Raw genomic sequence first — 13,771 nt, 5'->3', positions numbered from 1 at the left:
TGCCCGATTCTGGCATGCTTTATTTCGCTAAATACAGGCAAAATCTGCCATTTATCGACTCGCTCTATTTTTTAATAGAGCTAAAAAAAGCACCTCCGAAGAGATGCTTTTGATGTTTAGTGAGATGGCATTCCGCTGACATCTCCTTTGGGTTTTGGACACAGCCAAATGACCAGCCCCGCAAAGACAAACACCATCGCAAATAGTAAAAATACATGGTTTGCCGACATGGTAATGGCTTCTTTATCAACGAGGTTTGAAATAATTCCTAAGGTCGAGTCAGCCGTAAAACCATTTTGCAAAAGGTTATTTTGAACTTCAGCAGTATTTAGGTTTGACACCATTTCACTACGCGCAACTTTGGCGTGGTCGTCCCACACCGTGACTGCAATTGAAGCACCAATTGCCCCTGCCATGGTTCTTAAGAAGTTCATTAGACCCGCAGCAGATGCAATTTCCTGCTGCAACACCGAACCGAGTGCAATGTTTGACAGTGGAATAAAGAAGAACGGTACGGCAAAACCTTGTAGGATTTGTGGCCACGCCAGTGCCATAAAGTCGGCATCTGTGGTCCAGAACGCCCGCATTAGGGTCACAGCACCCAGCAAAATCAGGCCAAAGCTTGCAAGTGCTCTTGGGTCATGTTTGGTCGAAAGCTTCGCCACAATCGGTGACATGGTCAAACTACCAAAGCCCATGGTTGCAGTTAAATAGCCGGCCCATGTGGCGGTGTAGGAAAGGTTCATTTGCAGCCACTGTGGTATCAGTACAATACTGCCAAAGAAAGCCCCAAAGCCCAGCGACAGAGCTAACACTGAGATTGCAAAACCCCTATGCCTAAAGACTTTTACATCCACGACGGGATGCTTGTCGGTCAGCTCCCATATGAGGAACACCACAAAGCCAATGGCGGCGGTTAAAGCAAGTACCACAATGCTGGTGCTGTTAAACCAATCGCGTTCGTGCCCTAAATCGAGCATGAGCTGTAGCGCACCAATCCACAGTATTAACAGACCTAAACCGACCGTATCGATTCTTAAAGAAATCGTTTCTGTTTCGGCTGGTTTGAGCAAACGGATTGCCGCTAAAACACAAATAATGCCGACCGGAATGTTAATAAAGAAAATCCAGTGCCAAGAAAGGTTGTCACTAATCAGACCACCTAAAATTGGTCCTAAAATTGGCCCAACGACGGTAGTCATTGCCCATAGGCCCATGGCCTGTGCATGCTTTTCTTTAGGGAAAATACGCATGAGCAAGGTTTGGCTGAGTGGCATAAGTGGGCCACCGCATAGACCTTGTCCAATACGGAAAAACACCAGCATGCCTAACGAGTTTGCTAGGCCGCACAAGAATGAAAAAATGGTAAAACCAATCAGGCCAAAAATAAAGACTCGGACGGTTCCAAAGCGGCCCGCAAGCCAACCCGTTAAAGGTACACAAATCGCTTCTGCAACTGCATACGAGGTAACGACCCATGTCCCTTGTGTACTTGAAACAGCAAGGTTACCGGTAATGTGTGGTACAGATACGTTGGCAATGGTCGTATCGAGTACGACCATAAAGTTCGACAAGGCAATAACAAACGCTGCCAGTAATAAACGGCCACCGCTCAGCTCGGCAAAAGGTGTTTGCGTTTTCATAAGCGTTTACTTCGCAGATAAGTCGACTTTTGCTTCCATCGACAAGCCAACACGCAGTGGGTGTTCAGCAAGTTCTTTCGGGTCAAGTGCAATACGAACTGGTAAGCGTTGAACCACTTTAATCCAGTTACCTGTTGCGTTTTGAGCCGGAATTAAGGCAAAGGCAGAGCCTGTACCACCAGAGAAGCCCATCACTTTGCCGTGATATTCAACATCGTCACCATATAAATCTGAAGTAAGTGTGACGATTTGACCCGGACGGACTTTTTTCAACTGACTTTCTTTAAAGTTCGCATCTACATATAAATCGTTGAGCGGCACAATCATCATCATGCTGGTGCCCGGTGCAACGCGTTGACCCACTTGAATATTACGACGTGTGACCACACCATCAACTGGCGCACGAATCACGGTACGTTCTAAATCAAGCTGAGCTTGTTCAACATGTGCTTGTGCAACTTGTACATCGGGTGTTGAAGTCTCGCTTACACCCTGAATTAAAGCTTCGTTCGCTGCAAAAGTGCTTTCGGCAGCTTTACGGCTTGAAGATGCTTGCGCTAAACCTGCTTTAGCAAGCTCTAGCCCTGCTTTGGCTGTTTCAACTGCACTTTGTGATTTAGTGAGTTCTTCTTTAGACACTGCACCAGACGCGGCAAGTTGCGCACGACGATTCAGCTCTAAAGCAGCTCTGTCGTAGTCGGCCTGTGCTTGAGCAACTTGTGCTTTGGCACTGGTAATTTCATCGGCACGTACCACAACTTGAGAGTTTAAAGAGCTACTGTTTGCCGCAGTTTGTTTGTATTGGCGTTTTGCTTTGGCAAGCTCTGCCTCAGCTTGCGCCAGTGCAATTTTGGCATCACGATCATCAATACGAACCAGCACGTCACCACGATGTACTGTTTGGGTATCTTTTACCACAACCTGAGCGACCTGCCCGCTTACCATTGAAGTGATTTGAGCCGTTTCTGCACCGACATAGGCATTATCCGTACTCACGGAATGATTTAAAAATAATGCCCAGATTGCATATAAAATAGCGGCGATCAATAAAATCAGCGCAAAAAAACCAAGAAATTTTTTGCGCTTGTTTTGATTGTTGTCATCCGAGGCAGATGTTGTTGGCACTGTTTCTTGTACATTGCTTTGTGCATCAGTCATGGTATGTTCCTAAAGATGGGTTGGCTTTGCCATCAATCTCGCACTACACCTTGTTATAGAGTTTTTATTTTTCTATAAACAAGACATACCGCATTGTCAAAGGAGCTAATTTTAACGCTAAAACCTCATGATATGAGAATAAAAAATTATAACTAATGCGTTCGTTCTAATTAAATTAATGTTTATCTCAAAGTTTTTGTGAAAATTTCTGCTTTTCAAACACTAAAAAAAGCGCACTTGGCGCTTTTTAACTACTTAAATGGGCAATTTAATAGGCGTATGAAGCAATACCCGCAGCAATTGCTTTACCTTCATCATTGACCATGGTCATACGCATGGTACAACCCTTACGACCTAAACGCAGAACTTCGGCACGTGCAATAAAGTATTTACCACGCCCCGGCGCCAAATAATCTACACGCATGTCGACAGTTGCCAAACGTGACACCTGCTTAATGGTCTCGGTTAAAGTTTCCGGCGTTGAACGGCGATATAGGTGTTCCATTGCCACAATACCGCCAATGCTATCGAGCAAGGTTGCAGCAACGCCACCATGCAAAATCTGAAATGCCAGATTGCCAATCAGGTCGGGTTGCATCTCGATATAGCCTTCAATCTGCCCGTCCACCACACGCATAATCATTCCACTATGCTTAAAAAAAGGAGAGCTATTAAACGCCTTACATAATTGCTTAAGAACTACATTCAGGTCAGTTTTTGCACCTAAATGAATGCTCCCAGTCCAATTTTTCTTTTCATCACTCATACGTTGCCTAAATTTAAAAGCATGATAAACACCCATAATTTTGTACAAATCCAGCATTATGGGGCTACAATACAGCAGTCGGTTGACAGTAATGGAATATCCGCCAACCTATCCTAGTGTAATACCGAACATCGAGATTGTTATGACTTATACGTTCAATCGTCCTGCATTTCCAGCCACTCGCATGCGCCGTATTCGTAAAAATGACCAGTTGCGTGCGATGGTCAGCGAAACACAGCTCACTACCAATCACTTGATTTATCCAGTATTTGTATTACCGGGACAAAATCAGACCCAAGATATTCCAAGTATGCCAAACATTCAGCGTTTGTCGGCAGATTTATTACTGAAAAAAGCTGAAAGACTTCTGGAATTGGGCGTATCAAAACTGGCTCTTTTTCCAGTTACCCCTCAAGAAGATAAAAGCCTCACCGCAGAAGCTGCATGGCATGAAGATGGTTTAGTCCAAACCACGTGCCGTTTACTTAAAAAAGAATTACCAGAAATGGTGTTAATTACTGATGGCGCACTCGACCCATACACGACTCATGGTCAAGACGGCATTATTGATGAGACAGGCTATGTGCTGAATGATGAGACTGTAAAATGCTTGATTAAACAAGCATTGAGCCATGCAGAAGCAGGTGCTGATGTAGTTGCACCAAGTGACATGATGGATGGTCGTATTGGCGCAATTCGTCAAGCTTTAGAAGCCAACGGTCACATCTATACCAACATCATGGCCTACTCTGCGAAATATGCGTCGAGCTTCTATGGCCCGTTCCGTGATGCTGTTGGCTCTGCATCCAACCTTAAAGGTGGTAATAAATATAACTACCAGATGGACTTTGCTAACCGTGCCGAAGCTTTACATGAAATCGCGCTTGATATTCAAGAAGGCGCAGACATGGTGATTGTAAAACCGGGCATGCCATATCTGGATGTGGTACGTGAAGTGAAAGATACCTTTGGTGTTCCAACATTCATTTATCAAGTGAGTGGCGAATACGCGATGTTAGCTGGCGCAATTCAAAATGGCTGGTTATCAGACTCTGTCATTTTAGAATCACTCATGTGCTGCCGCCGCGCTGGTGCCGACGGGATCTGGACTTACTTTGCAGAAACCGCTGCCGAAAAACTCAAGGAAATGAACTAAGTTCGCAGAGAAAGGATAACACTGCATGCATATTGCAATCATTGGCGCGGGCATTAGTGGATTAATGTCTGCGCTGGAGTTGGTTGAACAAGGCTGTACCGTCAGCATTTTTGATCAACAACAAGCGGGACAAGCAGCCTCTTGGGCTGGCGGAGGTATTCTTTCTCCGATGTACCCTTGGCGCTATGTGCATGCAGTGAACCAACTTGCTCAATTTGGTAAAGCCTCTTATCAAGCATGGAACCAAAAACTCTCCCCTGTTACAGGCATTGATTTTGAAATTCATGACACAGGCATGCTGATTTTTGATGAAGAAGATTTTGACATTGGGCTTTCCTACGCCGAGCAACATCAAGAACCCATGCAACGCTGTGAATATTTACAGCGAGATGCCCTAGAGCAAGTTAATCCGCATATATCCGATCAGTTTCAAGAAGCTATTTATTTCCCTGAACTGTCTAATATTCGCAATCCACGCGTATTACAGTCCCTGATTAGTTATTTAAAACAACATCCAAATGTTGAATTTTTTGAGCACTCTGCTGTTAAAAAACTGATTCAACAGGATGATGTTATACAGGCACTACAAACCGAAGATGGTCGCAAACATACAGCAGATCATTTTGTAATAACTTCGGGTGCTTGGAGCCATTACTGGAACTCACAATTACAACTCGAAATTCCAGTCGAACCTGTTCAAGGTCAAATGTTGTTATTTAAAACCCCTGCTCACTGGTTACCGACCATGTGCATGAATCGAGTGATGTATTTGATTCCACGTATGGACGGTCATATTGTGTGTGGGTCTAGCATGGCGCATCGTGGTTTTGACACGTCTACCGACGAAACAACCCAGCACAATATTTTAGAAGCGTGCTTAGAAATGGTGCCTGAACTGACCGATTTCCCGATCGTACAGCGCTGGGCAGGCCTCAGACCAAGTTCACCAAATGGTGTTCCATACATTGGCAAAATGCCTGAAATGGACAACCTCTGGGCAAACTTTGGTCATTTTAGAAATGGTTTATGCATGGGCGCAGGCTCAGCACAATTGCTCCGTCAGCTTATGCTGGGTCAACCAACGTTAGTTGATGCAAAAGCATATTCACCAGAGCGGTTGCAAAATAAAATCTTAGCCTGACGCGAGTATATTCTCTAAAGCCATTTTTAACTGAGGATATGCAAACTCAAATCCTTCAGCTTGTAAGGCAGCAGGTTTAACGTATTGCCCATTTAAGATCAATTGCGATTGCTCCCCTAACAAACAGCGGAAAACCGTACTGGGTGCTGACAACAGCGGTTTCTTATTGAGTACCGCAGCAGCTTGTTCAACAAAAGCTTGTTGAGTCACATTTTCTGGCGCCACTACATTATGGATTTGGGCAGATTGAGGATGCTTAAATATAAACTCGATTGCGTTTAACACATCTTCAATGTGTACCCAAACTACAGGCTGTCGACCGTGACCAATCTTGCCGACTAAATTGAATCGAATAGGGAGCAACATTTTAGGCAAGATGCCACCACCCTGCCCAAACACCACACCTAAGCGAATAATTTTAGTATTTTGCTGAGTATCTGCTAAAGCTGCATGTTCCCACTCTTGGCAAAGCTCGGACATAAAAATAGGCTGTGGTGAACTTTTTTCGGTGCACACCTCTGCCCACTTTTCTTCAACATCTATACCGTAATAACCAATGGCCGAGCCAGAAACAATCACTTCTGGAAAAATTTCAGTTTGCTTTAGCCATGCATATAACTTTTGTGTCGTGTTTACTCGGCTTTTAATGAGTTGTTTTTTACGTGATTCGGTCCAGCGTTTTTCACCAATATTTGCACCCGCCAAATTCACGACATAGTCAATTTGCCGTGTCAAAATATCTTCGAACTTTTGCACCCACTGTAAAGCAGAATGGTCAGATTTCTTCCCAGCCTGCCGCGTAACAGCAATCACGTTATAATTTTTTTGTAGTAGGAACTTAATTAAATGAGTTCCTATAAAGCCACTAGCACCAGTGATTAATACATTCTTATTCATATTTCCTCCAAAACTGAGGACACAAGTTTTAGTTAATTATATAAGAATCATTTATATTTAATCGTAGCGGTTTCTGTAGTGATCTATTACACATTAAACATTTTGCTTGCCATACGCTGTGCCTGTTTCCCATAAAACCAATAGGTAATCAAATAAAGTGGGATCGCTAACATTAAAAGCATAATGAGCATAATGCTTAAAAACTGAGGCTGCTTAAGGTAAAGCATAAAGTTCTGCAAAATCTCTGGGTCTTTTCTGGCAAATAAAAATAGGCCGAATAAAACACCACACAAGTTATAGCCCCAAAAAATCAGGGTAAAACCTAAAGTAAATTTCTTTTTTTCTTGTACAGTCGGTGCACGGCGCTCTTTCTTTAAAAATTTAAACAGGACAAAAATCATTGCGCCTAAATATGGAACGGCTGTTAAAATACCACCTACACTCGCTGGTAATAGTGCTGCAACCACACCTACAATTAAGGTGAGTCCTATGCATAAAGCAAAAAACCAGAGAAAGTAAGAGCGTAATTTGGTCATCTTTTTGCCTAATTTATGGGTTCAAAAAATAATTATAAATTTTTTTCGATTTTTTTTCATTTTTCTGTCAACCAATCCGAATCTCTTGACGTTATATAGGGTAATAAGGTCGCAGCAACCGAATACTTCCTTTGCACGGCATCCGCAAAATTGTTTCGGTGACCTTTCATTACGACTCTTTTCTTCCTTCAGATTTGGTTTTGTTAGCAGCCTAAACCCTTGATGAAGTTTTTGACCGACGATTCTCTCATCACTCGAATCGTCGGTTTTTATTTTCTAGCACCTTCATTTATTTTACGCTCAACATACACAATAGTTCTTTCTTGGCTATAAACGCTATGCGTATACTTTTTACACCATAAAAATATGATTTAAATAATATGAACACGATTGCCTATTTTGAAATCCAGTCTTCCAATCCTGCCCGAGACGCGCAGTTTTATCATGCTGTGTTTGGCTGGCAATTTAAACTCGATGAAAGCTTACCAATTGAATATTACCGTATAGAAACACCATCAATCATGGGTGGTCTCTTAAAACGTCCCGCTCAAACGCCTCCAATGGAATATGGCACCAATGCATTTACCTGTTCGGTTCAAGTCGAAAACTTTGATGAAGTTGCTGCAAAAATTTTAGCGCAAGGTGGCATTGTCGCCATGGATAAATTCGCCATTCCCGGTCGTGCTTGGCATGGTTACTTTGTCGATTTAGACCATAACGTTTTTGGTATTTTCCAAGTTGATGAAAATGCAGCTTAAAGATTTTATTTAACAACTCTATTTACGTTTAATTTATAGCCACCGCCTTGTTATCGGTGGCTATTTACTATTTATTCTTCGGCAAAGCTAAAGCTGGCTTCACATGTAATTGGGAAATTAACCGAATTGGCAATCATGCATTCGTGATGCGCTTCTTCATGCAATTTTGCAGCAAGCTCTTGGTCTGCACCTTTTTCTAAAATAACCGCTGGCTTTAAAATAATTTGAGTAAAGTGACCACGTTTAACTGGATCTGCATCTTCCATAAAGCCAAGTGCATGATCGACATAACTCAACACATGAATATGATTAACCGCACATAGGTGTAAATACCACAGCTTATGACAAGCTGAGGCAGAAGCAACCAATAAATCTTCTGGATTCCATCTGGTCACATCGCCTAAATAGGCAGGGTCTGATGAACCTTGAATAGTGGCTTTTTGTGGATGTTGAATACTAAAATCGCGCTTATATGAACGATAAGATGAAGTGCCTGTACCTGTATTACCTTCCCACTGTATTTTCACTTCGTATTTATGAATGGTCATTTTATTCTCAAGATTCATTGTTTGAACTGATAGTAACAAAGCAAAGTTTAAAGTGACAAAATTAATTCAGATTTCAGCTTAGGCTTAAATAACGAGCACTTTAAAATGTCTTGATAAAATCTCCTGCCAATTTATGCTAACGTATCTGTGTTTACTTTGGCTTGATGTCTGTTTCTATGTCCGTACATTTTCTACATACTTCTGACTGGCATTTGGGGCAGTTTTTTTATAATCATTCACGACACTACGAACACCAACAATTTTTAAGTTGGTTACTCACTCAAATTCAAGAAAAACAACCGCATGCCCTGCTCATTGCCGGCGATATTTTTGATGTGATTAATCCTGGTTCACAAGCACAAAAACAACTCTATCAATTTTTAGCAGATGCACATCGCGTTGCACCGCACATGCAAACGCTCATGATTGCGGGTAACCATGACTCAGGCTACCGTATTGAACAGGTCGAACCACTTTTAGAAAAATACAATGCAAAAACCGTGGGCGTGGTTCGCTGGAATGAAGATAAAACTCTAGATCTCGATCGTCTGCTGTTGCCTATTTATAATCAAAATCAAGAAATTGTGGCATGGTGCCTTGCCCTACCTTTTTTACGTTCGGCAGAAATTACGGGCTTTAATGAACATACCACCAATAGCAAAAATGCAATTGCCTATTTGCATGAACAACTGATTGCTGAAGCTAAACGTCGTAAAACACCAGACCAAGCGCTTATTTTGATGTCGCATGCTCATATGCAAGGTGGAGAAACATCCGACTCTGAACGCCCAATTATTATTGGTAATGAAGAGGCACTTTCAACGACTTTATTTGAAGACGCAATTGATTACGTGGCTTTAGGGCATTTGCACAAACCACAAAAAGTGGGTCAGCCGCACATTCGTTATAGCGGTTCACCTATTCCACTTTCTTTTAGTGAAATTAACTATAAACACCAAGTGGTTGAAGTCAAAATTGACCCTGCTCAAGAGACAGATCACCGTTTGCAGTTTGAAGCTGTTGAAATTCCGCGTTGTATCCAATTACATCGCATTCGTGGTGAGTTAAACGAAGTGCTGCAACAACTCAAAGCCTTGCCTCACGGCATTGTTGAAAATATTGACCATCGTGAATATGTCGATATTGAATATTATAGTTTAACGCCACCACAGCCTAATTTACGCCAACAGTTTGAAGCCGCATTGCCACCTGACCGCTATCGTTTAGTGCGTATTTCACGTCAATATGTGAGCCAAGATGCTTCGGACACCGATACAACTCAGCAAATTGCACTTGAACCCCCAACACCAGAAAAACTCTTTCAAAATATCTGGGAAAAACAAGGTTACAGCGCAGATGATGCAGTCTTAAAAGATTTTCTGAGTCTGGTACAAGAAGCACAAAAAAATCTTGAAAACGATGCAACTCCTTAAGGATATGTCATGAAAATTTTATCTATTCGTATAAAAAATCTGGCATCTCTTTCTGACGAGCACTTTATTGATTTTGAAAACGCGCCTCTAGCTCACGCAGGCTTAATTGCCATTGTGGGAAAAACAGGCGCAGGTAAGTCGACCATTTTAGATGCGATGTGTCTGGCCTTGTTTAATCGGGTTCCTCGCCTTAAAGACAGCGATGGTAAATTAAAAGATGTTGATGGTTCAGAGTTACTGACCAATTCACCTTTGACTGTATTACGCCGCGGTACAGGGCATGGTTTTGCTGAACTTTGTTTTATTGCACAAGATCAAAAACGCTATTTAGCACGCTGGGAAATTAAACGTGCGCGTGAAAATCCGAATGGTAAATTACAAAGTGTGCAACGCCACTTAAAATGCCTGACCGATGGTGTGGTGCTTGCAGACAAAGCCAAAGCAGTTGATGAAAAAGTTAAACAAATCACCCAGCTTTCATTTGAACAATTTACTCGTGCTGTTTTACTTGCCCAATCAGAAGTCACGGCGTTTTTAAAAGCACGAGATAGTGAACGCGGTGAACTACTTGAGTACCTGACAAACTCCAGCATTTTTGCCAAAATTGGTGAACTAGCTTTTCGTAAAACAGCAGATATTGCCAAACAGCGTAAACAGCTTGAAGAGTTTTTAGGTCATATTGAGATTTTATCTGATGAAGAAATCTCAGCATTTACCGAACAATATCAACAAGCTCAAGAGAACTATCAAAAATTAGAACAACAAAAAAATGTGTTGGATAAACAACAACAATGGTTTGAACGCAAAGCCAAACTTGAGCTTGAGGTTCAAGCTAAACAGCAACAGTTTCAAACCCAGCAAAACCATCATCAGCAACTTACGGGTGAACGTGAGCAATTAAAACGACTCGAAGTTTTCTCTGAAATACGCCCACAGGTCTTTCAGCAGACTCAAAATTTACAAACCCTACAACAACTTGAGCCGCAAATTCAGCAAGCTCAAATTAAGTTTAATGATTTGGTGCAAATTTTTGAAACTGGACAAAAACAATATCAATCAGCAGAGCAAGAACTCAAACAAACGCTCGATTTTGAGCAACAGCATCAACCTGCTTTAAATCAGGTTCGACAGTCTATTCAAGAGCGCACATTTATTGCAGATGAATATAAAAAGTGCAAAGAAAAAAGAAATGTTCTAGAGCAGAAACTCAGCCCGTTGCAACAACAGCAAAACACGGTTCAACAACAGATTGAGCAGCTTCAACAAAATCAGGCACATCTGCAACAACAGCTTACTCAGACTGGGCAATATGCTGTATTAGATAAAGGCCTTTCAGCACATTTACATCAACTCGGGCAATTTATTCAAAACTACGAAGCGATTGAACAACAGCTTGGAAACCCTACTCTAGCTCGTCAAAAACTATCGGAAGCTAAAAGTGAACTTGAACAACTGACGACTTCGGTGGGGACAGTTGAACAGATTGAGGTAAAACTTGAGCAACAGCGTAAAGATAAAGAACAAAAACTTACTCAAATTACTCAGCTAGACCTCATTCAACAAAAAGTTAAAATTTATCATGAGCTATATGCTGAGCTTCAGCAGTTCACCGAAAAACATAGCCAAACCTCAGCTCAAGAACAGCAGCTAAAAACCGTTTGCCAGTTAGCTGAGCAAGACTACCAAACAGCAAAAATAGAGCGTGAAAAATTACAGCAAATTTTGCAACAGCAACGCTTATTACATACAGAGAATATTGAGCAGTTACGTGCCAATCTTAAAGAAGGCGAAGCTTGTTTAGTCTGTGGCAGCACGCATCACCCCTACCGTATTGATGACAGCACAGTTTCCAAGGCCTTATTCGACTTGCAGCAACAACAAGAACAACAGGCAGTAGCGCTAGAGCAAACTAAATTTAACACGTGGCAAAGCGAACAGCAGATACTTACCCAGTGTCGTGCCGAGCTCGAACAAGTTCAAAAATATTTATCTCAACTTAAAGCCAAACAAGCAAACTTGCAGCAAGATCTTGTTCAGCAGTTAAGTCTCAACCAATTGCAAATTGATCTTGCTCAACCTCCAGAACAAATCTTACAAACGCTTAATGAGCTCAGACAAACCGCTCAAACTGCAATAAGTTCATTTGACTCAGAAAACTTGCGTTTAACCCAAGCGATTAAGCAGCAGAACCAGTTGCTTCAACATATTCAGCGTAATGAAAGCTTGCTCAATACGGCACAGCAATGGCAACAGCAAGTTCAGCATATTGTTCAGTGCTTATCTGAGTCCGAGCAGCACGCATGGCAGCAGTCGAGTAGCCAAACGGCTAAACAAACTTGGTCTATGCTTGATGCACGTGCCAAGCAACTTGAACAACAAGAACAGCTTTCTCAGCGTTTTGAACAGCAACAACAAGAACTTAAAATGATGGCTGCCAACCTTGAGCAAATGACCAAACAAATTAATGAGATCGACCAAAATCTCAAAGACATTACGCTCAAGGGGCAACAAAATAATGAAAGAGCGGTATCGCTCATTCAGCAAATGACAGGCCTTTCTAACCTTAAGCCTCATGATTGGTTAATGGAGCATGATGCCAAACGTCAGCATCAACAAACGGCTTATCATGCGTCTAAACAACGTTTTGAACAGACCAGACAGCACTTCGAGCAACAAAAACAGGCGCTAGATCAGCTCAAGCATCAACATCAACACACCGAGCAACATCAACAACAGATTAATGCGCAAATTCAAAGCTGGTTAAACGAGCATTCTGATTTTCAAGCGCAGGACTTTACGGCGCTCATACAGATTAATTCAGCACAAGAGCAAGATATCCGTAACCGTCTTAATCAGGCAGAACGTCTACTCAGTGAAACTTCATCTGCCCTTAAGACTATGCAAGAGCAATTGACTGATCACTTACAAACTCAACCAGATATTGAATTTGAAAAGCTCCTGAACCTGATTCAAGACAATATTGCAGAGCTTAAAGCCCAACTGGAAGTTCGTGATCAGCTCAAACTGAAGTTAGAGCTGCACCAGCAAAACCTTGCGAAACAGCAACAATATGCTGAACAAATTCAAAACATTCAGCAAGAAGAACATCGCTGGAGCAAAATTTCAGGTCTGATTGGCGATGCCAAAGGCAAAGAGTTCCGTGACTATGCCCAGCAATATCATCTGGATATTTTAGTGGAACATGCGAATCAGCAACTGGCGATGCTTTCTCAACGCTATACGTTAAAACGTCTCGACCAATCTTTAAGTCTTGCCATTATCGACCACGATATGGACGGAGAAATGCGTTCGGTTTCGTCTTTATCTGGCGGTGAATCCTTCTTAACAGCCCTCGCCTTATCTTTAGCTATTGCCAATATGGCTTCAGGTTCAATGAAAATTGAATCTCTGTTTATTGATGAAGGTTTTGGAACCTTAGATGCATCTTCTTTGCATATGGTGATGAATGCTTTAGATCAATTACAAAATCAGGGTCGTCAGGTTGTTCTCATCTCGCACATTCAAGAAATGCATGAGCGTATTCCTGTACAAATTCAAGTGAAACCACTTGGTGCTGGCGCAAGTACCATCGAGGTCATTGGTTAAAACTAAAAAGCCCCGACATCCTGTCGGGGCTTTTTTAGAATCTGCGTTGGTATAACTCCTGTCGTACCTGTATGCATCCATTCATCACTGTTTATTGTTATTCTTAGAAACATCCTGTCTCCTGATGAA

The 13,771-nt window shown here is 42.0% G+C and carries 11 protein-coding genes; 5 read left to right on the top strand and 6 right to left on the bottom strand.

Annotation, left to right across the window (positions count from 1 at the left end):
• Positions 1–116: 116 nt before the first annotated feature.
• The 3 genes from ACPF64_RS08685 to ACPF64_RS08675 form a co-directional block, all read right to left on the bottom strand.
• Complete coding sequence (locus ACPF64_RS08685; RefSeq protein WP_017388673.1) at positions 117–1,643, bottom strand: DHA2 family efflux MFS transporter permease subunit; 1,527 nt, start codon at positions 1,641–1,643, stop codon at positions 117–119.
• A 6-nt stretch (positions 1,644–1,649) separates the two neighbouring features.
• Positions 1,650–2,801 (bottom strand): EmrA/EmrK family multidrug efflux transporter periplasmic adaptor subunit, encoded by a 1,152-nt coding sequence (locus tag ACPF64_RS08680; RefSeq protein ID WP_005042593.1) that lies wholly within the window; start codon positions 2,799–2,801, stop codon positions 1,650–1,652.
• 268 nt (positions 2,802–3,069) lie between these two features.
• Positions 3,070–3,567, bottom strand: a complete 498-nt coding sequence (locus ACPF64_RS08675) for a thioesterase family protein (protein ID WP_004641674.1) — start codon at positions 3,565–3,567, stop codon at positions 3,070–3,072.
• A 142-nt stretch (positions 3,568–3,709) separates the two neighbouring features.
• Between ACPF64_RS08675 and hemB the strand changes: the two genes are divergently transcribed.
• Both hemB and ACPF64_RS08665 read left to right on the top strand, forming a co-directional pair.
• Positions 3,710–4,723 carry a porphobilinogen synthase gene (hemB, locus tag ACPF64_RS08670; protein ID WP_426456124.1) on the top strand — a complete coding sequence of 338 codons (1,014 nt, stop codon included), beginning with the start codon at positions 3,710–3,712 and terminating at the stop codon, positions 4,721–4,723.
• 25 nt (positions 4,724–4,748) lie between these two features.
• On the top strand, positions 4,749–5,864 hold the full coding sequence (locus ACPF64_RS08665; RefSeq protein ID WP_426456010.1) for an NAD(P)/FAD-dependent oxidoreductase: 1,116 nt from the start codon (positions 4,749–4,751) through the stop codon (positions 5,862–5,864).
• Here ACPF64_RS08665 and ACPF64_RS08660 read toward each other — a convergent pair.
• Positions 5,856–6,761 carry a TIGR01777 family oxidoreductase gene (locus ACPF64_RS08660; RefSeq protein ID WP_426456009.1) on the bottom strand — a complete coding sequence of 302 codons (906 nt, stop codon included), beginning with the start codon at positions 6,759–6,761 and terminating at the stop codon, positions 5,856–5,858. The genes ACPF64_RS08665 and ACPF64_RS08660 overlap by 9 nt on opposite strands.
• An 86-nt stretch (positions 6,762–6,847) precedes the next feature.
• A complete protein-coding gene (locus ACPF64_RS08655; RefSeq protein WP_004641670.1) occupies positions 6,848–7,297 on the bottom strand; it encodes an ABZJ_00895 family protein in 450 nt (149 codons plus the stop codon).
• A gap of 380 nt (positions 7,298–7,677) precedes the next feature.
• Here ACPF64_RS08655 and ACPF64_RS08650 point away from each other — a divergent pair, with 380 nt between their 5' ends.
• Positions 7,678–8,055, top strand: a complete 378-nt coding sequence (locus ACPF64_RS08650; protein ID WP_426456008.1) for a VOC family protein — start codon at positions 7,678–7,680, stop codon at positions 8,053–8,055.
• 71 nt (positions 8,056–8,126) lie between these two features.
• Here ACPF64_RS08650 and ACPF64_RS08645 read toward each other — a convergent pair whose 3' ends face one another.
• The gene (locus tag ACPF64_RS08645; protein WP_017388669.1) at positions 8,127–8,603 is read right to left on the bottom strand and encodes an OsmC family protein; all 477 of its coding nucleotides are present in this window, start codon (positions 8,601–8,603) and stop codon (positions 8,127–8,129) included.
• Between the two features lie 164 nt (positions 8,604–8,767).
• Here ACPF64_RS08645 and ACPF64_RS08640 point away from each other — a divergent pair, with 164 nt between their 5' ends.
• Together ACPF64_RS08640 and ACPF64_RS08635 are read left to right on the top strand one after the other, a co-directional pair.
• Complete coding sequence (locus tag ACPF64_RS08640) at positions 8,768–10,036, top strand: exonuclease SbcCD subunit D (protein WP_426456007.1); 1,269 nt, start codon at positions 8,768–8,770, stop codon at positions 10,034–10,036.
• Between the two features lie 9 nt (positions 10,037–10,045).
• Entirely contained in the window at positions 10,046–13,642 is a 3,597-nt protein-coding gene (locus ACPF64_RS08635; protein ID WP_426456006.1) for an AAA family ATPase, read from the top strand.
• Positions 13,643–13,771: the final 129 nt, after the last annotated feature.

Source organism: Acinetobacter sp. KB005 (genome assembly GCF_049949095.1).
Classification (GTDB): Bacteria; Pseudomonadota; Gammaproteobacteria; order Pseudomonadales; family Moraxellaceae; genus Acinetobacter; species Acinetobacter calcoaceticus.
Note: the sequence above shows the minus strand (reverse complement) of the source record. Positions and strands in the feature narration are given on the sequence as shown.

What these genes read in the sequence shown, in the direction of transcription:
- ACPF64_RS08685 (WP_017388673.1), bottom strand. Translation starts at nt 1,643, where the DNA reads ATGAAAACGCAAACACCTTTTGCCGAGCTGAGCGGTGGCCGTTTATTA.
- ACPF64_RS08680 (WP_005042593.1), bottom strand. Translation starts at nt 2,801, where the DNA reads ATGACTGATGCACAAAGCAATGTACAAGAAACAGTGCCAACAACATCT.
- ACPF64_RS08675 (WP_004641674.1), bottom strand. Translation starts at nt 3,567, where the DNA reads ATGAGTGATGAAAAGAAAAATTGGACTGGGAGCATTCATTTAGGTGCA.
- hemB (WP_426456124.1), top strand. Translation starts at nt 3,710, where the DNA reads ATGACTTATACGTTCAATCGTCCTGCATTTCCAGCCACTCGCATGCGC.
- ACPF64_RS08665 (WP_426456010.1), top strand. Translation starts at nt 4,749, where the DNA reads ATGCATATTGCAATCATTGGCGCGGGCATTAGTGGATTAATGTCTGCG.
- ACPF64_RS08660 (WP_426456009.1), bottom strand. Translation starts at nt 6,761, where the DNA reads ATGAATAAGAATGTATTAATCACTGGTGCTAGTGGCTTTATAGGAACT.
- ACPF64_RS08655 (WP_004641670.1), bottom strand. Translation starts at nt 7,297, where the DNA reads ATGACCAAATTACGCTCTTACTTTCTCTGGTTTTTTGCTTTATGCATA.
- ACPF64_RS08650 (WP_426456008.1), top strand. Translation starts at nt 7,678, where the DNA reads ATGAACACGATTGCCTATTTTGAAATCCAGTCTTCCAATCCTGCCCGA.
- ACPF64_RS08645 (WP_017388669.1), bottom strand. Translation starts at nt 8,603, where the DNA reads ATGACCATTCATAAATACGAAGTGAAAATACAGTGGGAAGGTAATACA.
- ACPF64_RS08640 (WP_426456007.1), top strand. Translation starts at nt 8,768, where the DNA reads ATGTCTGTTTCTATGTCCGTACATTTTCTACATACTTCTGACTGGCAT.
- ACPF64_RS08635 (WP_426456006.1), top strand. Translation starts at nt 10,046, where the DNA reads ATGAAAATTTTATCTATTCGTATAAAAAATCTGGCATCTCTTTCTGAC.